Here is a 26,804-nt window from a genome sequence, read left to right on the forward strand (position 1 = left end):
GACCTTATTATAATATTCAAGTCTAATTAGACTATTATGTAAAGGAATGAAGATGATATGATTAAATCTTTTTTAATGTTAGGGCAATCAAATATGGCAGGTCGAGGCTTCTTGCATGAGGTAGAACCTATCTATAATGAAAAAATAAAAATGCTGCGCAACGGACAGTGGCAAATGATGACTGAACCTATTAATTATGATCGTCCTGTTGCTGGTGTAAGTCTAGCTGCATCCTTTGCAGAGGCGTTTGCAAAAGCCAACCCACATGATGAAATTGGTTTGATTCCTTGTGCGGAAGGTGGCAGTTCCTTGGACGATTGGCATCCACAAGGTACTCTTTTTCAACATGCCTTGTCTGAAGCACGATTTGCTCTGGAAACCAGTCAAATTTGTGGCATACTTTGGCATCAAGGTGAAAGTGATAGCCATAATTCTCTACATGAAACGTATTACGAAAAGCTATCTCTGATTATTGAAACTTTACGTAAAGAATTAAGCCTTCATCATGTCCCAGTAATGATTGGGGAGCTTGGCGATTTTTTAGGAAAAACAGGTTTTGGAAAGTACTCATCAGAGTTTCAAGAGATCAACAAACAATTACGGCGATTCGCTCATGAGCAGCAAAATTGTTATTTTGTATCGGCAGAAGGCCTAACTCCCAATCCGGATGGTATTCATTTAAACGCAGTTTCCCAACGAAAATTCGGTTTTCGCTATTACGCTGCATTTTCGAGAAAGTCTCATATCTTAGAGCCTCTTTCGGATGAGGATCAATCCTTAAAAATAAACAATAACTATTCGAAAACGGAACAAATTTATATTCATAGTATGGATTTAGCTCTAGGTAAAATCACATACGCTGAATTTGAAGCAAATATGGCGGTGGTGATGCAATCTTGATTCCCTTACTAATCCTTGGCTTACTTATACAAAACCCTGGCGCTCATGGATACGAACTATTAAGTTTAATGGAAAAACGACATTATCAATATATCGTTAATTTTACGAAAGGATCATTTTATTACAATTTGCAACAACTTGAAGAAAAAGGTTGGATTGAACAAACACAACACATACGTCCGAACAACGGTCGTGACATTCACACCTTTAAAATCACGTCTTTGGGCTTAGAAGAATTTGATCAATTAATGATCAAATATGGAACGAAATCCGAATATGTAAAATTACCAATCTATGGGACGTTACTATTTGCAGATGTATTCGATACAAATAAGTTATTAGGAAATATTCAATCTCAGATTGAACAAACTGAAGCCAGAATTGCCCTACTTGATGAATACTTAGCAAACCATAAGGAACTACCTGGAAAGATTGATTATTTTCGCCGTATGAACGAAAATTCTCGTTCTCACCATTTAGTAAACTTAAAATGGTTTCAAGAAATAAAGTCAGACATAGAGAAACCTTCTGTATAGATAAAACTAAAATCACCCATCCAAATTTTTCATTAAAAATGGATGGGTGATTTTTAGTGATCTAGCCTTGAGCTGATGACAATGATTCAAATCATCGTCTTCCAGCCATACACTCTAATATTTTGAGGTCTAGTGCATCCACTCTACCAATGTGTACTTCCATATCCCAAAGCATGATCCTTGTAGTTTCAGCATTCTCTACAAACGGCTTCAATTGTGTGACTTCAGAATAATACACAGGATTACGTTTGAAAGATACATTCCCTACATGTTTTGAAATAACTAAACCTACTAAACTCAGTTCTGTCACACTTTGTCCTGTTTCTTCATATAGCTCTCTAATGGCACATTCTTTTGGTGTTTCACCCGTTTCTCTTTTTCCTGCTGGCAGCTCCCACTGTCGCCGCAAAGAGTTAAAGCCCATAAGGAATTTGCCCTCACATTTTATTACAGAAAAGGAGCCAGAAAGTGGACCAAAATCCTCAAGCTTTTCTTCCTTCACGTAAATAAAATCCACAAACTCATATCCGTTAGGATCTCTAGACTCGTAAACTACTTTCACTTTTACAACTCACAAAGGTAATCTATTAATTCTTTAGAACTTTTATCGTCTGCATTCGTTGATAGTGCTTTACTAAAAAGATCAAATGCTCTAGAATCGTTCTCTTTCAACCATTGAAAAGAAACCTTTGGTCCGAGAAACCATTCACCTTTTAATTCAAAATAGATTTCCAAACTGTCTTTTAGCATCCAATGAAATCGATAGTTTCCTTCTAAATCGTTCTTAGCAGATCTCACATGCATCTTTTTCAGCCAACTTTTCAAGAAGTTCTTTTCATCTTGAGATAATCGTTTCGTCCCTTTTTCAAAAGTACGTTGAATGTTAGCTAAAAACTCTTCCGCTAAACCTTTCTTGTTAATCCAAATTTCGCCTTTATGTACACGTAGAAACGGTTCAGACTGCTTCATTTTTTCAGTAGGATAAATCCAAGCATCTAACTGCTTTCCTTCAATAAATTCTACATCATTCGTATCCTCGGTAACGGAATCTGAAAAGCAGATAAGATCCACATCGCTTTCTTCTGTATAATCTCCACGACTATACGATCCGTACAAAATGATGGTGTGGCAATCATACTTCTTCAATAAATAAGCTTCAATTTCTATTAAATCGCTATGTGTATTCATGAATGTCATCCTTTATATTCTTTGTTTGTTGTATGTGTTTTGTGTTTGAAACCATGCTCTAAGTTTTGCCGCATAACCCGCACGTTCCTCTGGATCGCTAAGACTGCCGTGCGTCAGATAAAGATGATCGTTAAAATACCGAGGGTACACATGCAGATGATAATGCCAAACATCCTGGCTTCCACCTGGTTCGTTATGCTGCCTGGTAGATATACCATCACACGCGTAGCAATCTTTCAGAGCATAAGATACTTGCTGAGCCACTTTATGAATGTGAGCGGCGATGTCGAGTGGTAGATCAAAGATATTTTCATAATGACGGTTAGGAATGATGATCACATGACCTTTGTTATTCGGCCACCATAACGTTGCGATGAGCGCCGTCACATACTCATCCTGATAAACAATATCTTGTTGCTTGCTCTGAACCAGTTTATTGTTGGGGTCCTCAACCCCTTGAACGACTAAACAAAAGGGACAGATATAGTTCGGTGGCATATGTGTGTACATAACTACTCTCTCCTAAATATTATTCATGAACTTCACAACTTCTTCTTGGAACAAATGTGCTTCTTCTAGAAAAGGATAGTGATTACTTTCGTTGAAACGAACAAAAGTAGAATGTGTAATCTCTTCATTCATTTCTTCTGAAAACGAAATCGGACACTGAACGTCATGCACTCCGCCCATAATCAAGGTAGGAATTGTTATGTTATGTAGTTGCCTCGTCACATCGAATATCATTTCTTCTCTTATAAAAAAATTCATGCGAGATGCCGACATTTTTTTCGTAATTGGTAAGGAGAAATAATTGTCATACTTCTCTGGATTATATAGAGAAAGCTTTGTTCTTTCTTTTGAAATTCTTGCCCTCTCGCCAGGTGACAAATCAGGATCCTTAAGTGCTTCTATAAGTTCCTGCATCAGCCCGAATTTTGGGTGTTTCTCATGATATATACATGTTGGAGAAGAATTCGCATACTTTCTAGCTGCTGACCCGACAATGATCAGAGAAGATAAGGATGAAGAAAAGTGGATACCGTATAACAATCCAATCATGCCACCAGTTGAGTGGCCAGCAAATGTCCAGACAGAGATACCTAACGCTTCTCTAATAGCTTCTAAATCATATACAGCGTCAAACATGCTCAACTCGTGAGGATGAATAGCTTTTGAAGTATTCCCCGCTTCTTTTAGGTTAACTAAATACACTTGATAACGGTCTGTAAAAGAGTCCGCAAAATAATCACCAGAATCGTTAAACTCCGAATAATGGTGAGTCACGCATACTGGTTTGCCCTCACCTTTTATAAATAATTCAAATGTTCCTCTTGATGTAGGTACTAATTTCGTCTGCCACTTAGACATTCCATAGCTCCTTCACTTTTACAGATTTCTTAGCTTTCTTATCGAATACTTTTATGTGAGCCGTCGCAATTAGGCATTCGTTTAGATAGCCCGCACGTGCAATCATTTAACCCTTTTCCATCAAGGATCTGGTCCATATATTTTTCGATGCGAGCTTCTCGCGTTTTAGACTGTTTTGCTTCAGCAAAATACCGAATATAAGCTTTTTGCCTACCTGGTGTTAAAGCATCGAAAGCTTCTTTTAAATCTGAGATCTCATCCATTTTATTTTGGAATTCAACGGGTATAGAATAATCCGCTGTTTTCTTCAATTGCACTTCTAACCCCGATTTTTCTACTTCAATCGCTTCATGAATATAAGCTTTGAGCGTACTTTCTAAATCAAGGATCTCTTTAACATTCGTAAATCGAATTTGACGCGCTGATTGTACATTTTCTGTTTGTTGAATCAGAATCTTCTTTTCGTCTTTCAACAAAACGCCTTTATGAAACAATAGAGCACAATATTCTTTAAATCCATGAATTAAAACAACATTCTTGTTATTTAACGTATAACACGGGTGCATCCACTTAAAGTCTTCAGTGAGGCCGCAGTCTAATACGATTCTTCGTAACTGTTCAAACTCTTCTTTCCACGATTTTGCTTCCATCAAAAATTCATCAACTTTAGGATTCAACATACTTTTTGGCATAGAGCAGCCCCCTAATCATTTTTTATTTGATCAACTTCTATCATTTCTATGAAAACACAATAATTCCTTTTGAAAAAGCTAACTTCATTAACAATCTCTCAGAGTTGACGCAAGATCAATAACTTAATACGATAGAACATATTTCAGATGGAGGTTTTTGTTTGATCAACTTATGTTTAGAGCTGAGTAAGTAAACCTTCTTCCCTATGAAGAAGGTGCCATTTATAGAAAATAAGCGTGTATTAGAAAAGATGAGGAGACTATAAATGGATATAAAAATTCGCATTGAACGCACGGAAGATTATAGAAAGACGGAAGAAGTCGTTAAAAGTGCATTTGAACCAGAGGAATTTAGTGATGAGAAAGAACATCTACTAGTAAACCGGATTAGGAAGACAGAAGCATTCGTACCTGAACTTTCTTTAGTCGCTGAAAACAACAAACAAGAGATCATTGGGCACATTCTGCTTTCAAAAGTTAAAATTATTAATGAGAAGAAAGCTGTTGATTCACTAGCACTCGCTCCTGTATCGATTATTTCAGAGTATCAGAATAAAGGGATTGGGAGTCTACTCATAAAAGCTGCGCTATCAGCTGCCAAGGAGTTGGGCTATCAATCTATCATCGTTTTAGGACATCAAGATTATTATCCGAAATTTGGTTTTCAACCGGCAAGCAACTGGGGGATTAAAGCTCCTTTTGAGGTTCCTGATGAAGTCTTTATGGCAATTGAGTTAACTGAGGATTCCTTAGCTGATGTTAGTGGTTTTGTTCATTATTCAGAGGCATTTTCTTAATAAGTAAATTTGACCTTCTATTTAGAAGGTCTTTTCATGTTGACTCGCACAGTCCAATATCTCTTGGTACAGTGCGTTCCATTTATGATAGTAAGTAGAAACCTCGCTAGGATCAATGAATGTACGTTGGGAAGCTTCAAAATCCCCGGTAAAAGGGAGCGCTTTAGTGATATTCATTTTGTAAAAAACTTGATACCCTATCTTAGGATAGCTGCTCTCCTCTTTCCATTGCGGGTTCTCACTGTGGTCAACCGTTATATGACCTAGCATCTTACAATCACCTTCAACGTACCCTTCTTCAAGTGCTTCTCTTTTAAAACAATCTAATGGTGTTTCACCGGTTTCAATGTGACCCCCTGGAAAGTCCCAACCCCTATGTTTCAAATCAACTAATAATAACTGACCTTCTTTAAAACAAAAACCGTGAACACTTGTAATTAAATGATATGGAGGGAGAGAAGCATACCTTTTCCAAGTTAATTTGACTATTGATTCTCCCCAATTTACATAGATAGTACTCAAAATGAAACCCCCAGTAGTAAGTACGTTAATTTCATGATTTCATTTACTCAACATCAAGACTTCCGTTTATGCTTCTCCAGAATGATTTTCTTATTAAGAATCCTTACTTCCCCAACCATCAGCAGCCTCATATCCTCAACGATATACTTTGCTAGCTCTTCATCAGAAATATCATCACCGTGCAGATCCAGACGGAATTCTTGCCCCTGCAATCCCCCACCATTCGAAAAATCGATCTCAAAGTCAAATTGAACACGTTTATCCAAAATGAGAACACCTCACCATAGTTTTTAATTATGATTTATTTAAACAGGGTTAAAAGTAGAACCATAATCATCCCCACACCCATCGTTCCCATGAAGAAGTACCCTAGAATACGGATGGGCAATGGAAAGCCTTGCATGTTAACTTTGGACAGGTTCTTAGTGGGATAGCCTTCAATCTTTCCGTAATGATCTATGGCATCGTTAAATGGTGCGTCAGTTTTGTTTTGATCATTCAATTGTTCTAACCGTTTATCTATACGTTGTTTCACTTTTTGAAGATCTTCTTCCATTGTTGCCACCCCACTTATCAAAACAAGCATCTAACAATAATTTCTATAAACAATAATCTATTCCTTCTCCATACATTTTACTAGATTCACCAATTGTCCAATCCAATAAGACAAGCTTGGCATAAGATATAGAGAATAGGGATTGTTGAGATCCTTATTCTTTTCTCAATATGAGATAGATGGGGGTGTCTTCTTTGAGTAGTTTCATTAAAGTATTAGATGGATTATTGGCTTGCAAGAAAGCACGTAAGAGCAAGAAAAACAAAAAGAGAATCGGTTAATAAAAGAGCTGCCTTTCGGGGTAGCTTTTCAAGTTTACGATACATACATACACGTTTAACATGAGGATCTAAAGGGGAAATATAGGATTATCATTATTATAGGGGGTTTGCTATATGAAAGAACAAATCAAGAAAGTACTCAGCAATCCAAAAGTACAACAAGGGATTAAAGATAAAGTTGTTCCTTTAGTTAAAAAGGAAATGGAAAAACGGAAGAAAAAATAAAATGGATTAGAGTCATACAAGTAACCCATCCCATGTAAAAAGAAATGGGTTACTTTTTTGCCACAGCTCAAATCATTACATCATTTATTTGACTGTAATAAAAAAAACATGACTTGCTGATCCCCGTTTCCAATTTCCGTCTGTACTCACCGCATATGTTCCACTGTCTTGAGGAGCTACAAAGGTTCCATCCTCCAACAATTTCACACGTTTAGAATCTGACTGACTCTTAGACCACACCATTACTTCTTTAGATACTTTAATAGGCTTGCGATTATAAGAGATCGTGATCTTCTCACTTGGTGCAACGGTAATAGGTTCAATGTCGTTCATCATAAAAGGTTCAACCATATCTCTGCACTCACCATTTAAAAATCCATCCCAACAATAACTGCCTTGTTTAACGGGAATCGTTACGTTTGCTTCTGTTTTCGCACTTGCGGTTGGTGGTTTCGCGTTCATGATGTAGTACGTAAAGAAACCTGAAATCAATAAAAATGTAAGAACAAGAGGTAAAACCTTTTTTTTAGCCATCTTTACTCCTCCTAAATAAATCATTCATTAACGTTTTGTCGTTTACCACATGTATTTGGTTTCACTCAACTTCAAAGAGAAATTCTAAGAGATCGGAGAGTTTAGTTTGAAACAAGCATTTTATGTAACGTGTGTGTATTTCATTATCTGTTTATTTCTTTTTCCCTTCCTCTCCATAACGAATTGGTCGCTACTCACATCAACTTTACTGCTTTTATCATTCACTGTTGGCTATTTAACCTATAAGATACGTAACTGGTGGATCTCTTTCCCTATTACCGCAATGCTAGTCACTTTGTACGTTTATTTCATTAATAGTAAATCCTCTATTGATGTTCCAATTCATGTTCCTCTTATTATGGGGCTATTTTATTTGATTAGTGGCGTTACAAAACAACTTCGGAATAATAGTTAATTATTCAGAGCCATTCTTCAACAAGTTGTTGAACCATGTTTCGCTGCTCAATATGCAGCATATGACCCGCATGATTCACAATCACTCGGTTTAAATGAGGGAACTTGTCCAACAAAAACTCATAATCTTGATAGCCACAAATATGATCTTGTTTTCCGAGTATAAGGAGTACTTCTTGCGGTAAGCATGATACATCAGAAAACGGTTCCTGTGAAAGAAAATACCCTTCCTCTCTCCAGTCGGAGGTTAGAAAATTACGATTTGCAAGTTGTCTTCCTGGTTGAACTTCTTCTAAAAAGCATTTTAGGTTCCCTTCATTCTGACAAATCATTAAGGTTTCAAATGCTGCTCTCGTATCCGCATCTAGCGCGTAAAGTATTGTATGGTTCTTCTCCAGTATTACTTTTTCCGGTACGTTTCGTTCTTTTCGATAAATGGCTGGAGCCAATAATAGCAGCTTTTTTACATCCTTCCTTTTTATGTGAACGATCCCTTGTGCAAGGTATCCCCCGTAAGAAGAACCAAGCAACGCAAAGTCCTTATTCGAAAACATAATATCTATAAACTCTATTAAGTTTGATAGTATATGATCGGTTGATTTAACGGTTGAATCAATCTTGCTGTGCCCGTGAGCAGGTAGATCCACATACACTCTTTGATAACCACGCTTGTTGTTGAATATGGGTTCCAGCCACGCCTTCATAGAACGATGGTCTGTGCCCATTGAGTGTAATATGATTAATGGCATCCCTTCACCAATCAATTCATAATGAATACATCCCCTTTTAACTGTACAAAGCATGAACACTATCCCCCCTTCTGAAATTTAGATTAATTAACTTAATAATTTGCCGAAAAACATTACAACAGTAATAAATGTCATGATAAAAAGTGTCGCCACAATCGTAATGAAACTTCTTAACATCGATTTCCAACCTTTGACACCAGAAAGTCCAATGACACCTAACATTAAAGACATAAAAGTGAAGAATAAAATAATACTCAGTTTTTGTATGCCTGTTGCGCTTGTAATCAAGTTATTTTGAGGAAGTACAAATAACAGAATCAAACAGGTCACCGATAAATAAAAAGACACTTTGTTTAACTTTTTCATCATATTAAACCACCTCAACTTGCAGATCATGTCGAAAAGTTCTTTCGAATATTCCTTTACAAGAATATTCCTTATGAGTTATATTGTATGTGAAAGGAGGAACAGTTTATGGGCGAGAAACTAACAACTTTGCATGCACTTGCCGAGCCCAATCGCTTTCACATTGTTGAGCTTTTGAGAGTTGGTCCTCTTACTGTAGGAGAAATTGCCGACAGCCTTAAGCTGCGCCAACCACAGGTATCGAAGCATCTACGTGTACTTAGTGATTCTGGGCTTGTTGAGGTTCAACCTATTGCGAATCGTCGAATCTATAAGCTGCAGTCACAACCTTTCTTAGAACTAGAAGAATGGCTTGATACCTTTCGAAACATTTGGGAAGATCGGTTCGACCGCTTAGATGAATATTTAAAAGACATGAAATAAACGATAATTGGCACTACATAAATGAAGGAGGAATTAATAATGACTGTTGAAAATAAAACGAATCAATTAACTTCTAAAGTAGAAGGAAATGTACTGGTGTTAGAACGTACCTTTAATGCACCTCGCGAACTTGTGTTTAAAGCTTTTTCTGAAGAAGAACATTTGAAGCGCTGGTGGGCTCCAGGTGGCTGGACGATGTCGATCAAACAATTCGAGTTCCGTCCTGAAGGAGTTTGGCACTATTGCATGAAATGTACAGATGAGAGTCAAGAATACTTCGGACACGAATCTTGGGGCAGAGCGGTATTTCATGAGATCGTCGCACCAGAGAAAATCAAGAGCGTAGACGCGTTTTCTGATGCTGAAGGTAATGTTTCTGAAGAATTGCCTCAAACAAAAGTTACATTAACCTTTATTTCAGAAGGCAACCAAACAAAACTGATCAACCGTGCAGAATATGCTTCTGCTGATGATGTGAAGACAGTTCTAGAAATGGGTATGCTCGAAGGTGTAACGATGACTTGGAACCAGTTGGAAGAATTATTAGCAGAGATGAAATAAGTATTGAAGCGAAGAAGGCTAACTGCTTTTTTCGCTTTTTCCTTTACTCTCTTTCCTATCCTCCTTGTTAAAAAGGTAAAGAATTGCCCTAACACTTAGATAAAGCGCAGGAATTCCGATAACCAAGTAGAGTATTCCTTCTGGCATAAATTTATCATAATAGTAAAGAAACAATACAGCCCAAATGAAGATCGTAGTGTATTTGATTACATTTTTCATTTCTAATAAAACATCCCTTTTTCGCTCAAATGATTTACAAGTTTATAAGAGTAAATCTTCTAATGATCCAAATTCTTTAAGGAATTCATAAATCTCATTACGAGCTTCCTCTTCATTCCCATAGTAGCCATCAACTGCCATTTCCCACCTATCTGTAAGATTAATAATCAATCTTTCAATATCCTCACAGCTCTCTGGAATGTGACCAACAAGACGATACATATATGTACATATTTGCGTCACATCACTTGTTTGAATTAGTTCATCATTAAGTAGACTTAGAATTCCTTGAATTGGAAGCGCCTCATCACACTCTCCTTTTACATCGGTTAACTTTGAACATACCGAAGCTATTGTTGCATTATTAGATAACGAGATTTCAAGAATTTCGTAAGGAGGCTGATCCAACTTCTCTATTAATTGATCAGCCCACTCGATAACATTTTTCACTTCTAAGAAGCCGATAAAAAGACCTAAGCGATAGATTTCTGATTGTACTTTAATTTCCATAAAAACTCCTATATCACTTAATATTTTTCATTGATCTCTTTCAACAACTTTATAATCTCTTCATTTTGTTTATTGTTCTTTCTAAGTTGCACATCAATGCCCAGCAAAGTAAACACCACGATAACTATGATTGCAATTCCGGTCATATACATTTTTTGTTCACGGTATCTTTCATGCATTTTAACATCTGTTGCATTGCGCCAAGGTGATAAGCAGAATGAGCCAACGAACCTACTACTTCATTTGCTAAGTCCTCATTCCACTCCATGTGATCAATCTTTTCTAAAAGGCGATGATATTCATGCTGCAACCCTGCTTGAATGTAAAGCCACTCCTCTTCGCTAACCCTATGAATTTCCCAACTTTTATTCCAATCCATTGTAGGAAATGTTCCTTCATACAACCATTCATTGGTTCCCCACATATGATATCGGATATGATCGGTATGAGCTGCGAGTGTTGTTCCATAGATTTGTTTGGATACATCAGCAGCAGATAGATGAGATAAAACTCCGAAAATACCTGAGTCTGGTTTTGTATTTGTAAAATAGCTTACAGTCACTGGCTTTGGTGGTCCTTCAAATGCTTCTTGTAACATTCTTTTCAAACCTGCTTCTAACAGATGATTCATCCTAACCACTCCTCACGTAATCTACTAACTCTTTCCATAAAAAAGTGCACTTCTCCTTCTAGAAGAAATGCACGTTCTTTATTACGCGTTGGATTGCTCTTTAATGCTATGTGAACTATTTGCCAGATCGACTACAAACGTATTGCCTTTCGAGTTTTCAATCGTGTTCATTAAGCGAAGCTTCGCTAATTCTGGGTTGTTTTCCAGCATTTTAGCCGTGTTCGCTAGACTTCTTAACGTTGCTGCTTCTCCTCTAGCTCTCTCCAGTGAGGATTGCGCTTCTTTTTTCGCTTTGATTACTTCAAGAAATGCTTTTTTTAGTTCAGCAGATAACATAATATCTTTTATGTCTACTGAGAGGATGGATAATCCAGCAAACGTATTATCAACAAGAAGTTGTTGAAGCGAATCATTCACTTCATTCCGCTTGCTCAACAGATCACCTAATTCTAATGAAGATACCACATCACGCAGTTTGAGCTGCACGTTCATATAAACGTGTTCTTCATAATCTTCATATTCAGTGATCAGAATTTGTGGATCTGTAATTTGATATTTTACGGCAACACTAATCTTTACACTAAGTTGATCAGCCGTTAATAACTCTTGCCCATTCAGCTGCAGGATCGTCGGTCTCATGTCAAAAACCATGATCTCTGTGGATGCTGGAGAATACTTATGCTTGCCTGGGCCTACAATTTCCTGAAAAGCCCCATATTTAAACTTCACACCACGTTCATACTCGTACACCGTTACCGAAGCAAAAAATTTCTTAATGATCGATAGAATGGCAAAAACAACAATAAACACAAACCCAATGACTACAAGATATTCTAAAATTGATTCCATCCCAATTCCCCTTATTTTAAATACGTATGAAACCACCCAGCAGACATGGAGAGAACAATGGAGGTCTTACCTGCAAAATTGTTCAATCCTAAGCCTGTGAATGGCTTCATTTAGGGCTTCGAACCCAAAACCGGTTCCACAGCGGTATACCAGTTGCCAAAGAATGAGAAAGCCGATCAGCAACACTGTTTAAAGATTTTAAACGGAGGCTTTGCATTTCTCTAAGAACTAAATTATATCAAGATATTTAGGAAAAAAGTACATCATTTAGAAAAAATTGTTCTTTAAAATCAACATATAAAAGATTAGGAATTTCGGTTAGAGGAGGAGAAGAAATGGACAACTGGGTGTTTGTGTTTATGGCAAATATTTTCGGAGGGATTATCGTATATTATGCTCTCATGTATCTGTTAAGTTTGGGAAGAGGATCAATGGATAGCGCCTTCTTCATAGGAATTTTTCTATTTGTTCAACTCAGTTTTATTACTACGATTCTTTTTCAAGTACTGCACAGAGTTAATAAGCTGGAGAAGCAACAGATGGTTCAGAGTGACCAACAAAAAAGCTGATTATACATGAATAATCAGCTTAAGTAATCTTCACGAAGAATTCCATACACCGCACAATCCTTATACTGATTCTTCGCATTGCGAATCATGTGGCGGATCACGCCTTCTTGTTTCATTCCAACTTTGGCCATAATCCTACCTGAAGCAGGATTATCAGTGTTATGTCCAGCAGAGATCTTATGGATGTTCATCTGTCGGAAGCCGAACTCTACTACAGCTTGCAGTGCTTCGGTCCCGTACCCTTGGTTCCACCACTTGAAACCAAGCGAATAGCTTACCTCACAATTATCTATCGAGCTATCAAAATCGTACAGATCGATTTCGCCAATCAGTTCACCTGTTTCTTTCAACACGATGCCCCAATAACAAAATTCCTTATTTTCATACTGAATTACAATCTTTTTCACACGCTCTTCTGTTTGAGCAATACTCGTGTGAGCTGCGTTCACTCGATTGTCTGCCACCCGTTCGTCTGAAAGCCAATGATCAAATACGCTTTGAGTGTCGGATTGTTTTAAAGGACGTAGAAGTAATCGGTCTGTATCTATTAGGGGAGTTCCTGAGTAGTTAATCATTTATACACCTCTATTCAATCAATACTCCAGCTTTCATCTTCTGAAACCAATCCTGCATCTAATCTTCAGGCATGAATACTGTGTTCAAATCTAATTTTTTTTATTTTTTGGACTGCCTCGTCTTCAACAGGGAACGCTTTGCAAGAGATTTATGAACGAAAAACAAACAAGGATATACCTGCCCTCACTGCCAATTCCAAGCACGTTGTCAGATTTTGCATATACACTACCATTGTAGATGGAGTGAAGTAAAGAAACAACGTTATCGCTGTAAATCCTGCGCTACCACTTTCACCGATTTAACCAACAATGCACTTTATAGAACCCGTCGCCTAAACAAGTGGATAAAGTTCATTGAATGTATGATAGATGGTTACTCTTTACGTATCAGCCGAGATGGTTAAAGGTGTAACCCACATCACGTTGTTTTACTGGAGACATAAGTTATTATCAGCACTAAAGCAAATTGAAATAGCGGATTTTCAAGGTATCGTTGAAATGGACGAGACCTATTTCCTGTACTCTTAAAAAGGGCAAAAGAAAATTGCAGGAAGAAAACCTCGTAAACGTGGCGGAACAGCAAAGAAACGTGGCATCAGCAAGAAATAGGTCTGTGTTTTAGTAGCAAGGAACCCTGACAAAAATACAGTTTCAACAACACTGGGTATAGGCAGAATAAAAATAGAGCAATTGGATAAAGCCATTGGTCAAAAACTGTCATCCCAAAATGTATTATGTACAGACTCTTGGAGAGCTTTCAGAACCTACGCTAATGACAAAGGAATGACCATTTATCAGTTCAAATCAGATGGCAAAGTCCCCACAAAGGGTCTCTATCATATCCAAAACGTCAACAATTATCACAACAGACTTAAAGGGTTAATACAGCGCTTTAACAGCGTGGCAACCAAGTATCTCGATAGTTACCTTGTGTTGTTCCAGGTACTTGAGAGTATTCATCATCAACTGAACGAAGTGACAGTCAATGATATGATAATTAGGGAATTTAATTCCAATTGTCGAAACCTATGATAAACTTAGGTTGTCTACGTTCAAGAAATAATCATATGTCTTATTCAACTAACGATGCAGTTTAGCTGAATGCAAGTTAATTACAGTTATTAGATTTCTTCAAGAGGTGAATGAGTTGAGAATTATTAAAGTAATATTTGGGACTATTGGAAGTGTAATCTTAGGCTTAATATTTATGGGAGGATTAGATTTAGACGATATAAGATTTCAAAGAAATCTACGAAAGTTAAAAAAAGAGAGTTGGTTTAAGGAACTTAGTGATAATGGTTGGTATTATGAACGGATATTTCAAAATGAAGTAGTACGAGAATACTTACTCCAGGATAAGATAGTAGAAAAACTAAAGAACGATGTGCAAGAAAGAAATTATTTAATATCGATAATCAAGACATCTTAGTTAAATTAACAGCTGAATAAGCCTTAAAAAACAACGAAAAGAACTTCCATATATATGAAAATTCTTTTATCATAGTAAATAACAACATTAAACTTTAACATAGCCAATTTTTTAAATATATTCGTATTGGCTAAGTATAAATCCCACTGACACTCAATATCTCCGGCTATGAAGAAGGTAAGATCTCCTTTTTCGTCTAGATCTTCTTCTTCCCACGCCATCGTTAAGTTATCGCACCATTTCGCAAGTTCGTATTGAGAATACTCACTCTTCTTCTCTCAGAAATCATTTAATAGCTGTTTCAAATTTTCATACGAATACTGGAGATTAATTATGGTCTCATTCCAATTCCAGTTCATACAAGGTCCACCTCGATCTCTGCTCCGATGTTTGACGCGAATGTGAGGATGTCTTTTTCTAAATACAAAGCAGGAGCTTGCCCGTTTACCATTCGGATTACAATATAGATTTTACTCGCTAAGCCAAACTCTGCTTGTAATTCATTAATGACATAGCATTTATCTCTCAACTGATTCATAACTTGCTGTAGCTGCTCATTTACATCGAGCGAGTTTTGGTAGTCCGTCCCATAATCCCAGCTTGTTTCTTTTCTGCGTATCGAAGAATTGGCTGAAGTGAGATCTCCCTTTTTATAGCTATTTGTTGGTGTGATCTCTAGTCTTCTCGTCACTTCATTCATCGGAAAGTCATCGCCAAAAAGGGAGAAGTACACTTTCAATTGAGTTTTGTTCATTGCATCTCCCATCAATCCGTTACTTGTTTTTTCCATTTAAAGAGGTGGATTTTCTACACCTAGATGAATCCAGTCTTCTTTCGGTGGCCCATATACTCCAAAAGGCTTAATTCCTGCTTGACGCATTAAGATTGTTACTTGTCCACGATGGTGAACAATGTGCTTGATGAGTCCCATCAGAATCTGAGCGTTTGATTCTTCTCTACCGAAGGCCGTTTGCACTTCTCTCAAGCTTTCGTCTGTCCATTGCTCTTCAATGGCTTTCGTTGCAGCAGAACTTAAATCTTTAAAAGTGTCAGCAATCTCTTTAGCTGATGTTGGAACCTCTTCTTTATGTTTTACTTCATCAACTTTCAAACCAAAATGAGCTAAATACTCTGGAATATTAGTGGTAAGATGCCATGCGATTCTTCCTAACGTTCGTCCTTCTTGATAAACTTTTTGTTGCAACGATTCATCGGTTAAACCATCTAACACCTTTTCCGTTAGCGTTGCTTCGCGATTCCATTCTCGAATAAAATCCGCAATGGTTATGTACATATTTAAAACCTCCATTATCTATCCTAAATCATCCAGCAAAACCACTTCACCCGTTTCAGCATTCACGCCATGATGACAGTCTAACTTTCCGCATAGAATATACTGCTTCTGTTCATCGTCATACACATAAAATGGTTGGAGCTCAAATAAGCCTTTCAATTTTTCATACGCTTCGTCTTGTGTAACCGCTACTTCACCAGGTGCTTCAAAGGAATTATACATCTCTAACATGAACTGGTTGTCAATATAGTTCACAACGTCCATCGAATGTGGATCTAGGAATACCGACAGTTTTCTTTTAAAAACCCGTGTTTCATGTTGATCCGTTCCGAGTGTCGCAACTAGAAACTTTTTGTCTCGATGTAAAGTTGTCACACGCCATATCCCAGACTCTTCCGAATATTCCTGACGCAACAATCGTTCTACTGCTTCCACACACTTCTTCTCATCTTCCTCCGTAATAGGTCGGGTGGTTGGAGAAGGCGTGCACGAAAAAGCTTCATTCACCGTAATCTCTTCTTGCAAATCGATCTCTTTACGTTCAAAAGCACCTGAGATCGGCTCGTCCCATAGCAAAATGTGATTCACTTTTTTTGAAGTCCCTCCATCTTGAAGCATTTCAAACGACTTGTTCGTCAAATCATTGTTTCTTATGTAGATCTCTTCTACCGCATACACGGCAAATAGCTTCTTTTGTTCAAACGACGGAAATTCTAGTCTTTTCACTTGTTCCTTAGCGATGTGTTCCGCTTTCTCTAATGAAAGATTATAGGTTTCACGTAATACTTGATCACCTGTCGGATACTCTCCATGAACCGAAAAGAAGGTCAGCTGTCGCTTCTCATTCCATTTCACTTCAATCATCCCAGACGGTGAAATAGGAATATTGTCTATGAATGAACGAAATTCTATTTCATTTTCAGTCACATTATGTATTTGTAACTGCTCTTTATAGCGGATTCCAGTTTCTTGTTCGACCCACTTAATGACTTCCTCCGTTCCACCATTAAACGTGATTCCATCTTGTGCATAAGTCTCACCCATAACAAAGATTGCATTCTTTAATTTTCCGGTGTTCACGTCGTATTCAATACTTGCTGTACCATCTGGATTCGAACCATCTTCATCGGACTCCGTTCCATTCGGAAACCACTCCAAACAAAGTGTGTAACTCGTTTCGTTGAAGTGGTTCACGTTTCTCCAGAGACTATGATGATGTAAATAGTAGTTTCCGAGTCCGAACGTTGTTTTGGCTTGATCTACGAATGCTTGTATTCTGCTATCCACTACTCTCGCTCCTTTTGTGACTGTTCGCCAAGTTCTACCATGACGATGAATAAAATCCAGACTCCGAGAACAACAACAACTCCGTAACCTACATAGTACAAAACTGTGTTTATAAACCAGATTAAGGCGCCAAATGGACCAAAACGTTCCAGATCCACTAGACTTAGTGACATAAACCCAAGTCCGACTAGAAATCCATAAAGCAGATGCTGCATTCTGTTCATCGGAATCCCCTCCTTATTCCCCTTACTTCTTTTCTAAATAGATGTACTCATCCACCGTGTTCATAGCAGAAGAGGCTTTCAAGATCTTTATCCCCTTCAATCGACTGCCGCACTGAAAATGAACCGTGTCATCTGCACCGATCTGAATCTTGTGTGTAGCGCTCTCTACCCAATCGATCTGCATCTTCACGATATACTCGCCAGGAGCTACATCCAGTTGTTTCGTTTCTCCGTCCTTGATCTGTTCTGTCTTGCTCTCGTTCAAGTAAATATCAAACTTTCTCATCTTGTTCATGAACTGACTGTCTCTCTTAAACACTAATTTCGCCATTTTCGTCCCATCCTTTTCTATGATTCTTACAAGTTATTACATTCTTTAATTATATACTTCATATAGCTGAGTGCATCATTTCTTCTCTTCCTCATCGAGCCGTAATGCGAGAACTTATTTTCATTTCGGATGCGCAATGCTTCTCGGATGATTTGATGATACGCTTCAGGAACCGTTTGTAATGCATATTCACCAGCTCCCTCTTTTGACGTGATATCTTCTTCTCTTATCGAATAATAAAGACGCGTCACGCCGAGCACTCCCCACTCAATCATGTTAGCACTCATATATAATCCTATATATTGAGTAGACGGAAAACGCTCACAATTCTTCATCCAGTTTAGCCAATAACCGTTAATGTTCTCGACCAAGTTTGTTTTCAATTCTGTCCAATCTACAGATAGATTATATGTTTCAATCGGCAGTCCTTTAACGACGATGCCATATGTCTGAAGTTGGTAAGTATCGATCCAATTACGGTAAAAAGGTCGATAACTTTGAAGCTTTCCTTCATTAAAATACGGACAAGAAGAATTACCGTTATTCTCACTCTCTAAATCTTCACGCATCAGATACATGCCATCTAAGCTCGGCTTCGGATACTCTTTTCTCATCTCATGGTGAATCTCTTTCAATACATCTACTTCTGATTCTGTTAGCTTTTCTTTTGTTACAGCGTAAAAGTCGATGTCACTTAATCCTTCTTGGTAAGCTCCAATGGAAATAGAGCCGAATAGATAAAATGACTCCAACTTATTAGGCAGCTTCTTCTCTATTTTTTCAAAGTAAGAATTTAATACTTCCTTTACTTCTTCAGGTATACGTTTTGGTTCATTTCTTGTTTGCGTTTGGGTCATACCGTTAGCCTCTTTTCATGAACACGTTGTATTCCTATATTTTAGCATATTTATCCATTCGCCTCAGAATGAATTGACATGCAACCAAACGGTGTTATATTCTAAACGTACAACCAAATGGTTACATATTCAGACTAGGAGATGAATGTTTGTGACAACACTACCAGATATTAAACAAACCGCAACCTTTAACGCACCCATTCAAAAAGTGTGGGATGCTGTATCGACATCAGAAGGCATGTCAGCGTGGTTCATGCCAAATGACTTTAAAGCAGAAGAAGGTCATGAGTTTCACATCCAGTCCCCTTTTGGTCCATCACCGTGTAAAGTGATCCTGATCGATGAACCGCACAAGCTATCGTTTGCATGGGACACGGACGGCTGGGTCGTCACGTTTCTGTTAGAGGAAAAAGGAGATCAGACAGAGTTCACCCTGATTCATAGCGGCTGGAAAGAAGTAGACGCGATCGTTGGAAAAGCGAATCAAAAAGCGCAAGATGTGCGTGACCGCATGAACGGCGGGTGGGTTGGTATTGTGAATGAAAGACTGAAAAAGGTCGTTGAGGGCTAAGTGGCAGCATCAGCAGAAAAACACGATGTTTTTAAAGCAATTGCTGATCCAACTAGACGTGAAGTATTAAGGCTACTAGCAGAAAATGAACGGCCAATCTCAGAGATTGCCGATCACTTCGATATGAGCCGAACCGCTGTGACAAAGCATCTGCAGATTCTGACGGAGGCTGAACTCATTTCAGGGCGTAAAGAAGGCCGTGAAAAGATTTTTCAGCTGCACCCTGAGCCTTTAACTGAAGTGAAGCATTGGTTGGCTTATTACGAGAAGTTTTGGGGTAATAAGTTGGCTATGTTGAGGCATTTTGTTGAGGATGATAAGAAGTAAAAAAAGCTTAAGGATATTTTTCCTTAAGCTTTCTCTCTTTAGCGCGGCAGCGAAAAGAATTCTCTGCTCTCACTATAGTTCCCTGCAAACCTACCAAGCGGCTGCAATTTCTCAAGATCCACTTTATAATTACCAAGGTAATAATCGTCATTAATATGATAACGGACCATCCTGCCGATCACCAAATGATCGCTTCCGAGCTGAATGATTTGTTCCAGCTGACATTCCATGTGGATCGGCGCTTCTTTAACGCGTTTTGGTTTTACAATCGTGCTGTCTAATGTTGTCAGTCCTGCTGCTTCAACTTCATCTACCTCACTCGGAAGGTTCTCTGACGTTTTCTGCATTTCATTCCCCAAGGTTGAGGTGACCACATTGATCACAAACTCTTTTTGATTCCGTATGTTTACGAGTGTATCTTTCTCCGTTCCTTCTCTTTCACCCACTCCAGGTCCTATCGATATACAAAGCATAGGAGGGTTTCGGGAGGCTACGTTAAAGAAACTGTAAGGTGCCAGGTTGACTACTCCCTCTTTTGAAATGGTCGATACCCAGGCGATCGGTCTTGGCACGACTGAACCAACCAATAGTTTGTAAACATCCTTTTCTGTCAGCTCTTTCGGATCAAATTGCACGTTCACTCACCCTCGCTTTTCTCTTTTTATTAACACTCAACAAAACTAGCAAAATCGCAAAAACGATACATAACAACCCTGTAATAAAAAACCAGCCTGATGTGTAGCTGCCGTTCAAATCCACTATAAAGCCGAAGATAGGCGGCGCTGCAATGACCCCAAGCGAGCCGATCGTGATACTTAACCCACTTGAAATCCCGGCCTGTTCAGGCGGAACGAGTTCACTCGCCAGATTCATCCAGATGCCATTGAACCCTGATACCGCAAAACCAAAGACTGCGATGATCGGAATAAGCAATCCAAAAGGTGTGTTTTCGGGCAATAATGCCAATGTGCTACTAGATAGTGCTGAAATGATAACGATCACGATGATAATAATCACACGTTCCCCTTTAAAAACTCGGTCACTGATCACACCCCACGCGATCCTTCCAAACGATCCGCATGCTTCTGAAATGACTAGCAACAGCCCCGACAGAAACAGTGATATTCCCATCTTCTCGTACGCAAAAAGCACGAGATACGTGTTCAGGCACATCTGCGCGCCGTTCAGTCCAAGAGCACTTAGACTGACAAGCAGAAGAGGCTTGTTTTGAATCATTTTCCACATCGCTTTATAAAAAACAGACAGTCGCTGATCACTTTTCGTTTCTGGTGCGAACGGTGAATCGCGGTATTGGAAAAAAGACAGAATCCCAATCAGTAACAAAAGGAATGCTGCACCGATTACGGCTGTCCGCCAGCCATATGATGCTGCAATCGGCAGCAAGATCACTGCTGATAGTGCAGAACCGAGCGTAACGCCCATCTGTTTAATGCCCATGGCAGTACCGCGCTGTGTTTGTGCGAACCAATAGATGATCCCTCTGTTCGAGACCGGATGCATCGCTCCGTATCCGACACCGCCGATGACCACGAATACGAGCATCGACCAGAAATGTGTAAAAAAGGTCGAGAACATGAACCCGACCCCTAAACACATGGACAATGCGAGCAACAGCCTTCTGGATCCAAGCCGGTCCACTAAGAATCCTGCAGGGATGGAAGCCAGTGCCTGTCCTAAAAAGAGACCCGCTGGAAGCATGCCGATCTGAGCTTTTGAGAGTGACAGATCAGCTCCTATCAAAACCCCGAGCGGGACAAGTCCGCGTCCTACAAAGGCAACCAATATTTGAACAATCAAGAGCCAGATCAGCATCTGCCAATGCGGCTCAAGACGACTACGCTTAACGCTCAAACTCAAATTTGCCATGTCAGCTTCAACTCTTTTTTATCAATTGTATTATGCTTCAAGCTCCAACACTGCAAGTTCTTCCTTTTTTAATGATTTCTCAGCAGTGACCGTAACGAGCATCGAACCAACGATACAAACAACAAAGTTTATCGTAAGCCCGATCACGCCGCCATGGATTCCGAACACCGTCTTATACCCAGTTAACGTTAACAACCCGGCTACAAGAGCACCGATCAGCATTCCCCAGAACACCGGTTTAGCAGCGAGACGTTTCCAGTAAAGTCCGAGAACAAACGCCGGGAATACTTGCACTAAGAGCTCAAACTTTAAGACGAAAATCTGATAAAGAGTTCCTGGTGGATTCCACGCGATCATCAACAGGAAGAAGATCGCGATGATTCCGCCGATTTTTCCGACCATAACTTTCTTGTGCTCAGTAGCTCCTGGATTTACAAACTTACCGTATACATCGTTTGATAACATGGATGAAAAACTCAGTAACACAGAGTCTGCTGTTGAGATAATCGCCGCTACTATTCCGCCGAAGAAGATGATCATCATCCAATAATAAAACCCGTTGATCGCAGCGATTTTATTCGCCATCAATCCTACTAATTGTTCAGATCCGGCTGTATCTAGACCAGGGAATAGCATGATCCCGACGATACCAACTACAAACACAAGACCTGTCGTGATCGGCGGCATCCACGCCATGCGAGCGAAAGACTTCTTCAACGTTCTTTCACTTTCAGCAGAATAGATACGTTGAACGGCATGAGGGTAAATGGAAGCCCCAAGTCCTACTAGTACGAGCATACTGAACCAGTTCACCGAAACTTCCATCTCTGGAACGCCAAGTTTTGCAGGTTCATTGTCTGCGATGAAACGTGTTACTTCAGCAAAGTTCCCTCCCACTAAGTAAAGAGCACCTGCCAAGAATACGAAGATACCGACCATGAGCACGATTCCTTGCATAACATCCGTAAACGCTACAGCCTTCATGCCCCCCATCCACTCATAGGTAAGCATGACGAGAACGAAAACGACAACCGCGATCTCATAAGGAATGGTCCCTCCTGTCATTCCAGCTACAGCTTGTCCGATTGCGACGAGCTGTTCCAACAGATAGTTTCCTAGACCCCAAAGCATCAAGAAGATGCTTAGCAACGTAACCGCCTTCGATTTAAAACGGAATTCCAGCCAATCTGTAGGCGTTACAAAGTTTCGGCGTTTCGACACCACGTATAGTCTTGGAGCGAACAACAGATAGATCCCGATGATGATTGTCATGAAGGAGATCGACTGCAGCCACGAGAACCCTGTCCGGTAACCTGTCGGCGCATATCCTACAATAGTGTTTCCACTATACTGTGTCGCGTAGAGTGTGAAGAACAACGCGATGAAACCAAGATTTCTTCCAGCCAGATAGTAACCTGCTAGACTATGATGAAGATTCGTATCCCCCTTACCAGAGAAATACCCGATGGCAAGCATAATAATCGCGAATACACTTAAGATGATAATGCCATCCATACCAGCGAAGGTTAAATTATCCATGCTTCACATCCTCCTTTCTCTTGGCGTTTTCTTCTTCATCTTCAACGATGTTCCACTGAGAGATACAGAGCCAGCTTAGGTAAGCTCCCATGATAAGGGTGAAAAAGGTAGAGATAAATGCCCAAAGCGGGAATCCAAAGATAAATGGCTCAACTGCTCCCTTCGGAAAATACCAGGGGACGATCAACACAACGTTGATAAACAACACAATCCAGATCCACTTTTTACGGATCGGTTCTTTCACTGACTTGGTTTTCATATCATATCCTCCTTAAAAGAAAATAAGTTCTATGGAGCTGATAATCTATGATGCAGTACAGCCTTAGATGGAAGCCTTTTCATTTTTGTCTATTGTGTAGTAAATACGATGCTTTTCTTCAAAACTCGTAATCTTATCTTTAAATTCCAGTGTTGAACCAATCTCATCAAGACCCTTTTGAAGGAGCCGCTTCCGATATGGGGTAACCTCGAAATACGCTTCAAAACCATGTGAATCTATCACTCTTTCACTCTCTAGATCAACAGATAACTGGTAACCTCGCTTTTCATTCGTTCGCTGAAACAGCACATCCACATCATCTTCAGGTAAAACGATAGGCAGGATTCCATTCTTAAAGCAGTTGTTATAAAATATGTCTGCAAATGATGAGGCGATGATCACCCGAAAACCATAGTCAGCTAGAGCCCATGGTGCATGTTCACGGGAAGAGCCGCACCCGAAGTTCTTTCTAGCGAGCAGAACAGACGCTCCTTGGTAACGGTCCTCGTTCAGGATGAAATCTTGTCGGTCCTCTCCGTCTTTAAACCGCCAGTCATAGAACAGAAACTGTCCATAGCCTGTTCGTTCTGTTCGTTTCAGAAACTGCTTCGGAATGATGGCATCCGTATCGACGTTATCCACATCGAGCGGTACAGCGGTTCCGGTAAATGAAGTAAAAGGTTCCATTAAGACCCCACCTCCTCACGTTCTTTTGTCACCCAATTTCTCACATCTACAAAATGTCCTTTGATCGCTGCAGCGGCTGCCATCTCCGGACTTACCAAGTGTGTTCGAGCACCTTTTCCTTGTCTGCCTTCAAAATTCCGGTTCGAAGTTGAAGCACAACGCTCCCCTTCGAGCACGATATCCTCGTTCATCCCAAGACACATAGAGCAGCCCGATTCTCGCCAATCAAAACCAGCTTTAATAAAAATTTGATCCAGACCTTCTTCTTCAGCTTGACGTTTTACAGTCTGAGAACCTGGCACGACTAGTGCATGTATGGAATTCGCCACTCTGTAACCGCTTACGATTTTTGCCGCTTTTCTGAGGTCTTCAATCCGGCTGTTCGTACACGAGCCAATGAATACTTTATCGAGTTTAATCGAGTCAAACGGCGTTCCTGATTGAAGCCCCATATATTGAAGAGCTTTTTCTGCGGCTCTTCTTTGGCTGATTGGCAAATTTTCTGGCGATGGCACTACATCTGTAATTCCGGCACCTTGACCAGGATTCGTTCCCCATGTTACTTGCGGCACCACTTCATTCGCATCAAAATCAACGGTTTGGTCAAATACGGCATCATCATCTGTGTACAATAACCGCCATTCTGTTAATGCCTCTTCCCATTGTTCTCCTTTTGGCGCGTACTGTTTATCTTTCAAATAGTGAAACGTAACATCATCCGGCTGAATCAATCCGGCACGTCCACCCATCTCGATCGACATGTTGCAGACCGTCATTCTCTCTTCCATTGTTAAGTTTTGTATGGCTTTTCCTCTGTACTCGATCACGTGACCGGTCGCAAAATCGTGACCATATTTACCGATAATAGAAAGAATCAAATCTTTTGCAGATGTTCCCTTTGGCAGCTCACCCGTAATGTTGATCGCGAGTGTCTTCGCCTTATCCTGCTTTAGTGTCTGTGTCGCTAAAACATGCTCCACTTCACTCGTTCCGATTCCAAAAGCGAGTGCACCGAACGCGCCATGTGTTGACGTATGGCTGTCTCCGCATACGATCGTCTGACCGGGCTGCGTGATTCCCAGTTCAGGTGCGATGACATGGACAATTCCTTGATTTTCGCTCTGTAGGTCAAACAGTTGGATACCAAATTCTGTGCAGTTTTCTTCTAATGTCTTCACCTGTTTTTTCGCCACTTCATCCCGAAACGGAAGTGAACGGTCTGTTGTCGGAATACTATGATCCATCGTCGCTAGTGTTCGATCTGGACGACTGACCACACGGTTGTTCATCCGCAACCCTTCAAATGCCTGAGGTGACGTTACTTCATGAATGAGGTGAAGATCGATATACAGAATGGAAGGCTGATCTTCTCCTTGGTAGACCACATGCTTGTCGTAAACTTTATCGTAAAGTGTCTTCCCCACGTTCTTCTCACCTCCGATTTAGATAACGCTCGTTTCTTTTAACCTCTCGACTTCCTCTTCACTGTATCCAAGCCAATTTCTATACACTTCATCGTTATGCTTGCCCATCACTTCAGGACCCACATGGTTTACTTTCCCTGGTGTACGGCTCAGCTTCGGTACGATTCCCGGCATTGGAAACTCACCAAGTTCCGGATGCTCCACGTTCACGATCATCTCGCGTTCTTGATAATGAGGATCTTCCAGGATTTCTTTTGCCGTATAGATCAGTCCAGACGGTACACCTTTTTCATCTAAAATCTCTAAGGCATCTTTCGCATCTAGCGATTTCGTCCAATCCTCGATCAGCATATCAAGCACTTTCATGTTCTCGCCTCTAGCGTGATGTGTAGAGAATCTTGGGTCATCTGCAAGATACGGCTGCCCCATTGCTTCACATAACCGGCGGAATACACCGTCCGCGTTGGCTCCTATCACGATATATGTCTTGTCCTTCGTAAAATAGATGTTCGATGGTGCAACACCCGGAAGGATGTTCCCCATACGTTCTCTGATATAGCCGGCAAATAGATAATCCGGAATAAGGCTTTCCATGACAGAGAAGACTGATTCATAAAGAGCTGTGTCAACTACCTGTCCCACTCCTGAACGTTCTCTTTCATGTAGTGCCACTAAACAGCCTACCGTTGAAAAAAGTGCTGCGAGTGTATCACCAATGGAAACACCGATTCGTGACGGCGGACGGTCTGGAAAACCAGTGACATTCCGAAGGCCGCCCATCGCTTCCCCAACACTTCCGAACCCTGCGCGATGTTTATAAGGTCCTGTCTGGCCGTATCCGGATGTCCGAACCATGATGAGCTTCGGATTGATGGCAGACAACTTTTCATATGAAAGGTTCCATTTCTCCATCGTACCCGGACGGAAGTTCTCAATGATCACATCCGCATCTTTCACCATCTCTTTTAAAATGTTCTGACCTTCTTCTACTCTCAAGTTCAGCGTAATGGACTTTTTATTACGAGACTGAATCGGCCACCATAATCCAACACCATCTTTTGACTGTCCCCAGTTTCTCATCGGATCTGATTTACCCGGTGGTTCCACCTTGATTACTTCAGCCCCAAAGTCCGCTAACAGTCTTCCGGAAAAAGGACCGGCCAAAAGGGTCCCCAGTTCAATGACACGAATATCACCTAAAGGAAGTTGATCGGACATGTTAT

Annotated in this window: 37 protein-coding genes and 1 pseudogene; 10 read left to right on the forward strand and 28 right to left on the reverse strand. The window is 40.0% G+C overall.

The genetic code is table 11. The features are described 5' to 3' along the window. Positions 1 to 57 precede the first annotated feature (57 nt). Both IHV10_RS12860 and IHV10_RS12865 read left to right on the forward strand, forming a co-directional pair. Positions 58 to 900 (forward strand): sialate O-acetylesterase, encoded by an 843-nt coding sequence (locus IHV10_RS12860; protein WP_197130173.1) that lies wholly within the window; start codon positions 58 to 60, stop codon positions 898 to 900. Beyond that, positions 897 to 1,436, forward strand: coding sequence for a PadR family transcriptional regulator (locus IHV10_RS12865; RefSeq protein WP_197130176.1), 540 nt, complete (start codon positions 897 to 899; stop codon positions 1,434 to 1,436). The genes IHV10_RS12860 and IHV10_RS12865 overlap by 4 nt, the downstream gene beginning before the upstream one ends. Before the next feature lie 91 nt (positions 1,437 to 1,527). Here IHV10_RS12865 and IHV10_RS12870 read toward each other — a convergent pair whose 3' ends face one another. The 5 genes from IHV10_RS12870 to IHV10_RS12890 are packed head-to-tail and all read right to left on the reverse strand — an operon-like array spanning position 1,528 to position 4,684. Then, positions 1,528 to 1,998 carry an NUDIX domain-containing protein gene (locus tag IHV10_RS12870; RefSeq protein WP_197130179.1) on the reverse strand — a complete coding sequence of 157 codons (471 nt, stop codon included), beginning with the start codon at positions 1,996 to 1,998 and terminating at the stop codon, positions 1,528 to 1,530. A gap of 2 nt (positions 1,999 to 2,000) precedes the next feature. Beyond that, positions 2,001 to 2,624, reverse strand: coding sequence for a nucleotidyltransferase domain-containing protein (locus IHV10_RS12875; RefSeq protein ID WP_197130182.1), 624 nt, complete (start codon positions 2,622 to 2,624; stop codon positions 2,001 to 2,003). A 12-nt stretch (positions 2,625 to 2,636) separates the two neighbouring features. Beyond that, positions 2,637 to 3,134: an HIT family protein gene (locus IHV10_RS12880; protein WP_197130185.1), complete on the reverse strand. Its 498-nt coding sequence runs from the start codon at positions 3,132 to 3,134 to the stop codon at positions 2,637 to 2,639. A 12-nt stretch (positions 3,135 to 3,146) separates the two neighbouring features. After that, positions 3,147 to 3,992 carry an alpha/beta fold hydrolase gene (locus tag IHV10_RS12885; RefSeq protein ID WP_197130188.1) on the reverse strand — a complete coding sequence of 282 codons (846 nt, stop codon included), beginning with the start codon at positions 3,990 to 3,992 and terminating at the stop codon, positions 3,147 to 3,149. 38 nt (positions 3,993 to 4,030) lie between these two features. After that, on the reverse strand, positions 4,031 to 4,684 hold the full coding sequence (locus IHV10_RS12890) for a DUF1801 domain-containing protein (protein ID WP_197130191.1): 654 nt from the start codon (positions 4,682 to 4,684) through the stop codon (positions 4,031 to 4,033). 266 nt (positions 4,685 to 4,950) lie between these two features. Here IHV10_RS12890 and IHV10_RS12895 point away from each other — a divergent pair, with 266 nt between their 5' ends. Further along, positions 4,951 to 5,481, forward strand: a complete 531-nt coding sequence (locus IHV10_RS12895) for a GNAT family N-acetyltransferase (protein WP_197130194.1) — start codon at positions 4,951 to 4,953, stop codon at positions 5,479 to 5,481. A gap of 21 nt (positions 5,482 to 5,502) precedes the next feature. Here the strand turns inward: IHV10_RS12895 and IHV10_RS12900 are convergent, their stop codons facing one another. The 6 genes from IHV10_RS12900 to IHV10_RS12925 all read right to left on the reverse strand — a co-directional run bounded on the left by IHV10_RS12900 (position 5,503) and on the right by IHV10_RS12925 (position 9,131). Beyond that, entirely contained in the window at positions 5,503 to 6,003 is a 501-nt protein-coding gene (locus IHV10_RS12900; RefSeq protein WP_197130197.1) for an NUDIX domain-containing protein, read from the reverse strand. A gap of 53 nt (positions 6,004 to 6,056) precedes the next feature. After that, the gene (locus tag IHV10_RS12905) at positions 6,057 to 6,269 is read right to left on the reverse strand and encodes a cyclase (protein WP_197130199.1); all 213 of its coding nucleotides are present in this window, start codon (positions 6,267 to 6,269) and stop codon (positions 6,057 to 6,059) included. 35 nt (positions 6,270 to 6,304) lie between these two features. Continuing rightward, on the reverse strand, positions 6,305 to 6,559 hold the full coding sequence (locus tag IHV10_RS12910; RefSeq protein ID WP_231619547.1) for a hypothetical protein: 255 nt from the start codon (positions 6,557 to 6,559) through the stop codon (positions 6,305 to 6,307). Positions 6,560 to 7,149: 590 nt separating this feature from the next. Beyond that, positions 7,150 to 7,599 (reverse strand): hypothetical protein, encoded by a 450-nt coding sequence (locus IHV10_RS12915; RefSeq protein WP_197130201.1) that lies wholly within the window; start codon positions 7,597 to 7,599, stop codon positions 7,150 to 7,152. A 419-nt stretch (positions 7,600 to 8,018) separates the two neighbouring features. Next, positions 8,019 to 8,816, reverse strand: coding sequence for an alpha/beta fold hydrolase (locus IHV10_RS12920; RefSeq protein ID WP_197130203.1), 798 nt, complete (start codon positions 8,814 to 8,816; stop codon positions 8,019 to 8,021). Between the two features lie 33 nt (positions 8,817 to 8,849). Then, positions 8,850 to 9,131 carry a hypothetical protein gene (locus IHV10_RS12925; protein WP_197130205.1) on the reverse strand — a complete coding sequence of 94 codons (282 nt, stop codon included), beginning with the start codon at positions 9,129 to 9,131 and terminating at the stop codon, positions 8,850 to 8,852. Positions 9,132 to 9,236: 105 nt separating this feature from the next. Between IHV10_RS12925 and IHV10_RS12930 the strand changes: the two genes are divergently transcribed. Next, complete coding sequence (locus IHV10_RS12930; RefSeq protein WP_137789207.1) at positions 9,237 to 9,551, forward strand: ArsR/SmtB family transcription factor; 315 nt, start codon at positions 9,237 to 9,239, stop codon at positions 9,549 to 9,551. A gap of 39 nt (positions 9,552 to 9,590) precedes the next feature. Continuing rightward, a complete protein-coding gene (locus IHV10_RS12935; RefSeq protein ID WP_197130207.1) occupies positions 9,591 to 10,112 on the forward strand; it encodes an SRPBCC domain-containing protein in 522 nt (173 codons plus the stop codon). Positions 10,113 to 10,373: 261 nt separating this feature from the next. Here the strand turns inward: IHV10_RS12935 and IHV10_RS12940 are convergent, their stop codons facing one another. The 3 genes from IHV10_RS12940 to IHV10_RS12950 all read right to left on the reverse strand — a co-directional run bounded on the left by IHV10_RS12940 (position 10,374) and on the right by IHV10_RS12950 (position 12,321). After that, positions 10,374 to 10,841 carry a hypothetical protein gene (locus tag IHV10_RS12940; RefSeq protein WP_197130209.1) on the reverse strand — a complete coding sequence of 156 codons (468 nt, stop codon included), beginning with the start codon at positions 10,839 to 10,841 and terminating at the stop codon, positions 10,374 to 10,376. Between the two features lie 142 nt (positions 10,842 to 10,983). Next, a complete protein-coding gene (locus IHV10_RS12945) occupies positions 10,984 to 11,472 on the reverse strand; it encodes a hypothetical protein (protein ID WP_197130211.1) in 489 nt (162 codons plus the stop codon). Between the two features lie 81 nt (positions 11,473 to 11,553). Beyond that, a complete protein-coding gene (locus tag IHV10_RS12950) occupies positions 11,554 to 12,321 on the reverse strand; it encodes a slipin family protein (protein ID WP_197130212.1) in 768 nt (255 codons plus the stop codon). 335 nt (positions 12,322 to 12,656) lie between these two features. Between IHV10_RS12950 and IHV10_RS12955 the strand changes: the two genes are divergently transcribed. After that, positions 12,657 to 12,890 (forward strand): hypothetical protein, encoded by a 234-nt coding sequence (locus IHV10_RS12955; protein ID WP_197130215.1) that lies wholly within the window; start codon positions 12,657 to 12,659, stop codon positions 12,888 to 12,890. Between the two features lie 14 nt (positions 12,891 to 12,904). On the opposite strand, the gene IHV10_RS12960 is transcribed toward IHV10_RS12955, so the two are convergent. Further along, complete coding sequence (locus tag IHV10_RS12960; RefSeq protein WP_197130218.1) at positions 12,905 to 13,465, reverse strand: GNAT family N-acetyltransferase; 561 nt, start codon at positions 13,463 to 13,465, stop codon at positions 12,905 to 12,907. Positions 13,466 to 13,576: 111 nt separating this feature from the next. Between IHV10_RS12960 and IHV10_RS12965 the strand changes: the two are divergent. Together IHV10_RS12965 and IHV10_RS12970 are read left to right on the forward strand one after the other, a co-directional pair. After that, positions 13,577 to 14,528, forward strand: a pseudogene (locus tag IHV10_RS12965) (IS1595 family transposase); the annotation flags it as partial. An 84-nt stretch (positions 14,529 to 14,612) separates the two neighbouring features. Then, a complete protein-coding gene (locus tag IHV10_RS12970) occupies positions 14,613 to 14,894 on the forward strand; it encodes a hypothetical protein (RefSeq protein ID WP_197130221.1) in 282 nt (93 codons plus the stop codon). Between the two features lie 355 nt (positions 14,895 to 15,249). Here the strand turns inward: IHV10_RS12970 and IHV10_RS12975 are convergent, their stop codons facing one another. From IHV10_RS12975 to IHV10_RS13000, 6 genes are read right to left on the reverse strand one after another with little or no spacing between them, the layout of a single operon-like run. Next, positions 15,250 to 15,648 (reverse strand): DUF4279 domain-containing protein, encoded by a 399-nt coding sequence (locus tag IHV10_RS12975; protein ID WP_197130224.1) that lies wholly within the window; start codon positions 15,646 to 15,648, stop codon positions 15,250 to 15,252. A 36-nt stretch (positions 15,649 to 15,684) separates the two neighbouring features. Further along, positions 15,685 to 16,188, reverse strand: a complete 504-nt coding sequence (locus tag IHV10_RS12980; RefSeq protein WP_197130227.1) for a DinB family protein — start codon at positions 16,186 to 16,188, stop codon at positions 15,685 to 15,687. Between the two features lie 18 nt (positions 16,189 to 16,206). Beyond that, complete coding sequence (locus tag IHV10_RS12985) at positions 16,207 to 17,475, reverse strand: hypothetical protein (protein ID WP_197130230.1); 1,269 nt, start codon at positions 17,473 to 17,475, stop codon at positions 16,207 to 16,209. Further along, a complete protein-coding gene (locus IHV10_RS12990; protein WP_197130233.1) occupies positions 17,475 to 17,699 on the reverse strand; it encodes a hypothetical protein in 225 nt (74 codons plus the stop codon). Before IHV10_RS12990 ends, IHV10_RS12985 begins: the two co-directional genes overlap by 1 nt. 22 nt (positions 17,700 to 17,721) lie before the next feature. Continuing rightward, positions 17,722 to 18,030: a hypothetical protein gene (locus IHV10_RS12995; protein WP_197130235.1), complete on the reverse strand. Its 309-nt coding sequence runs from the start codon at positions 18,028 to 18,030 to the stop codon at positions 17,722 to 17,724. A gap of 26 nt (positions 18,031 to 18,056) precedes the next feature. Continuing rightward, entirely contained in the window at positions 18,057 to 18,887 is an 831-nt protein-coding gene (locus IHV10_RS13000; protein ID WP_197130238.1) for an aminoglycoside adenylyltransferase domain-containing protein, read from the reverse strand. A gap of 145 nt (positions 18,888 to 19,032) precedes the next feature. On the opposite strand from IHV10_RS13000, the gene IHV10_RS13005 reads away from it, so the two are divergent. After that, positions 19,033 to 19,458 carry an SRPBCC family protein gene (locus IHV10_RS13005; RefSeq protein ID WP_197130241.1) on the forward strand — a complete coding sequence of 142 codons (426 nt, stop codon included), beginning with the start codon at positions 19,033 to 19,035 and terminating at the stop codon, positions 19,456 to 19,458. After that, entirely contained in the window at positions 19,459 to 19,785 is a 327-nt protein-coding gene (locus tag IHV10_RS13010; protein ID WP_197130244.1) for an ArsR/SmtB family transcription factor, read from the forward strand. 38 nt (positions 19,786 to 19,823) lie between these two features. On the opposite strand, the gene IHV10_RS13015 is transcribed toward IHV10_RS13010, so the two are convergent. The 7 genes from IHV10_RS13015 to IHV10_RS13045 form a co-directional block, all read right to left on the reverse strand. Further along, on the reverse strand, positions 19,824 to 20,420 hold the full coding sequence (locus IHV10_RS13015; RefSeq protein WP_197130246.1) for a flavin reductase family protein: 597 nt from the start codon (positions 20,418 to 20,420) through the stop codon (positions 19,824 to 19,826). Continuing rightward, positions 20,410 to 21,672, reverse strand: coding sequence for an MFS transporter (locus IHV10_RS13020; protein WP_197130249.1), 1,263 nt, complete (start codon positions 21,670 to 21,672; stop codon positions 20,410 to 20,412). The genes IHV10_RS13015 and IHV10_RS13020 overlap by 11 nt, the downstream gene beginning before the upstream one ends. A gap of 30 nt (positions 21,673 to 21,702) precedes the next feature. After that, positions 21,703 to 23,211, reverse strand: coding sequence for a sodium:solute symporter family protein (locus IHV10_RS13025; protein ID WP_197130252.1), 1,509 nt, complete (start codon positions 23,209 to 23,211; stop codon positions 21,703 to 21,705). Beyond that, positions 23,204 to 23,470 carry a hypothetical protein gene (locus IHV10_RS13030; RefSeq protein WP_197130254.1) on the reverse strand — a complete coding sequence of 89 codons (267 nt, stop codon included), beginning with the start codon at positions 23,468 to 23,470 and terminating at the stop codon, positions 23,204 to 23,206. Before IHV10_RS13030 ends, IHV10_RS13025 begins: the two co-directional genes overlap by 8 nt. A gap of 63 nt (positions 23,471 to 23,533) precedes the next feature. Continuing rightward, the gene (gene leuD, locus IHV10_RS13035; protein WP_197130257.1) at positions 23,534 to 24,157 is read right to left on the reverse strand and encodes a 3-isopropylmalate dehydratase small subunit; all 624 of its coding nucleotides are present in this window, start codon (positions 24,155 to 24,157) and stop codon (positions 23,534 to 23,536) included. Continuing rightward, positions 24,157 to 25,581: a 3-isopropylmalate dehydratase large subunit gene (gene leuC, locus IHV10_RS13040; protein WP_197130260.1), complete on the reverse strand. Its 1,425-nt coding sequence runs from the start codon at positions 25,579 to 25,581 to the stop codon at positions 24,157 to 24,159. Before leuC ends, leuD begins: the two co-directional genes overlap by 1 nt. A gap of 18 nt (positions 25,582 to 25,599) precedes the next feature. Further along, a complete protein-coding gene (locus IHV10_RS13045) occupies positions 25,600 to 26,799 on the reverse strand; it encodes a CaiB/BaiF CoA transferase family protein (RefSeq protein WP_197130263.1) in 1,200 nt (399 codons plus the stop codon). Positions 26,800 to 26,804 lie beyond the last annotated feature (5 nt).

The sequence above is a fragment of the Fictibacillus sp. 5RED26 genome (assembly GCF_015903895.1).
GTDB lineage: Bacteria > Bacillota > Bacilli > Bacillales > Fictibacillaceae > Fictibacillus > Fictibacillus phosphorivorans.

Excerpts from the sequence above, each read along its gene's own strand:
- IHV10_RS12860 (WP_197130173.1), top strand. The coding sequence starts at position 58 with ATGATTAAATCTTTTTTAATGTTAGGGCAATCAAATATGGCAGGTCGA.
- IHV10_RS12875 (WP_197130182.1), bottom strand. The coding sequence starts at position 2,624 with ATGAATACACATAGCGATTTAATAGAAATTGAAGCTTATTTATTGAAG.
- IHV10_RS12880 (WP_197130185.1), bottom strand. The coding sequence starts at position 3,134 with ATGTACACACATATGCCACCGAACTATATCTGTCCCTTTTGTTTAGTC.
- IHV10_RS12885 (WP_197130188.1), bottom strand. The coding sequence starts at position 3,992 with ATGTCTAAGTGGCAGACGAAATTAGTACCTACATCAAGAGGAACATTT.
- IHV10_RS12890 (WP_197130191.1), bottom strand. The coding sequence starts at position 4,684 with ATGCCAAAAAGTATGTTGAATCCTAAAGTTGATGAATTTTTGATGGAA.
- IHV10_RS12895 (WP_197130194.1), top strand. The coding sequence starts at position 4,951 with ATGGATATAAAAATTCGCATTGAACGCACGGAAGATTATAGAAAGACG.
- IHV10_RS12910 (WP_231619547.1), bottom strand. The coding sequence starts at position 6,559 with ATGGAAGAAGATCTTCAAAAAGTGAAACAACGTATAGATAAACGGTTA.
- IHV10_RS12915 (WP_197130201.1), bottom strand. The coding sequence starts at position 7,599 with ATGGCTAAAAAAAAGGTTTTACCTCTTGTTCTTACATTTTTATTGATT.
- IHV10_RS12920 (WP_197130203.1), bottom strand. The coding sequence starts at position 8,816 with ATGCTTTGTACAGTTAAAAGGGGATGTATTCATTATGAATTGATTGGT.
- IHV10_RS12925 (WP_197130205.1), bottom strand. The coding sequence starts at position 9,131 with ATGATGAAAAAGTTAAACAAAGTGTCTTTTTATTTATCGGTGACCTGT.
- IHV10_RS12930 (WP_137789207.1), top strand. The coding sequence starts at position 9,237 with ATGGGCGAGAAACTAACAACTTTGCATGCACTTGCCGAGCCCAATCGC.
- IHV10_RS12935 (WP_197130207.1), top strand. The coding sequence starts at position 9,591 with ATGACTGTTGAAAATAAAACGAATCAATTAACTTCTAAAGTAGAAGGA.
- IHV10_RS12940 (WP_197130209.1), bottom strand. The coding sequence starts at position 10,841 with ATGGAAATTAAAGTACAATCAGAAATCTATCGCTTAGGTCTTTTTATC.
- IHV10_RS12945 (WP_197130211.1), bottom strand. The coding sequence starts at position 11,472 with ATGAATCATCTGTTAGAAGCAGGTTTGAAAAGAATGTTACAAGAAGCA.
- IHV10_RS12950 (WP_197130212.1), bottom strand. The coding sequence starts at position 12,321 with ATGGAATCAATTTTAGAATATCTTGTAGTCATTGGGTTTGTGTTTATT.
- IHV10_RS12955 (WP_197130215.1), top strand. The coding sequence starts at position 12,657 with ATGGACAACTGGGTGTTTGTGTTTATGGCAAATATTTTCGGAGGGATT.
- IHV10_RS12960 (WP_197130218.1), bottom strand. The coding sequence starts at position 13,465 with ATGATTAACTACTCAGGAACTCCCCTAATAGATACAGACCGATTACTT.
- IHV10_RS12975 (WP_197130224.1), bottom strand. The coding sequence starts at position 15,648 with ATGAACAAAACTCAATTGAAAGTGTACTTCTCCCTTTTTGGCGATGAC.
- IHV10_RS12980 (WP_197130227.1), bottom strand. The coding sequence starts at position 16,188 with ATGTACATAACCATTGCGGATTTTATTCGAGAATGGAATCGCGAAGCA.
- IHV10_RS12990 (WP_197130233.1), bottom strand. The coding sequence starts at position 17,699 with ATGAACAGAATGCAGCATCTGCTTTATGGATTTCTAGTCGGACTTGGG.
- IHV10_RS12995 (WP_197130235.1), bottom strand. The coding sequence starts at position 18,030 with ATGGCGAAATTAGTGTTTAAGAGAGACAGTCAGTTCATGAACAAGATG.
- IHV10_RS13000 (WP_197130238.1), bottom strand. The coding sequence starts at position 18,887 with ATGACCCAAACGCAAACAAGAAATGAACCAAAACGTATACCTGAAGAA.
- IHV10_RS13005 (WP_197130241.1), top strand. The coding sequence starts at position 19,033 with ATGTTTGTGACAACACTACCAGATATTAAACAAACCGCAACCTTTAAC.
- IHV10_RS13020 (WP_197130249.1), bottom strand. The coding sequence starts at position 21,672 with ATGGCAAATTTGAGTTTGAGCGTTAAGCGTAGTCGTCTTGAGCCGCAT.
- IHV10_RS13025 (WP_197130252.1), bottom strand. The coding sequence starts at position 23,211 with ATGGATAATTTAACCTTCGCTGGTATGGATGGCATTATCATCTTAAGT.
- IHV10_RS13030 (WP_197130254.1), bottom strand. The coding sequence starts at position 23,470 with ATGAAAACCAAGTCAGTGAAAGAACCGATCCGTAAAAAGTGGATCTGG.
- leuD (WP_197130257.1), bottom strand. The coding sequence starts at position 24,157 with ATGGAACCTTTTACTTCATTTACCGGAACCGCTGTACCGCTCGATGTG.
- IHV10_RS13045 (WP_197130263.1), bottom strand. The coding sequence starts at position 26,799 with ATGTCCGATCAACTTCCTTTAGGTGATATTCGTGTCATTGAACTGGGG.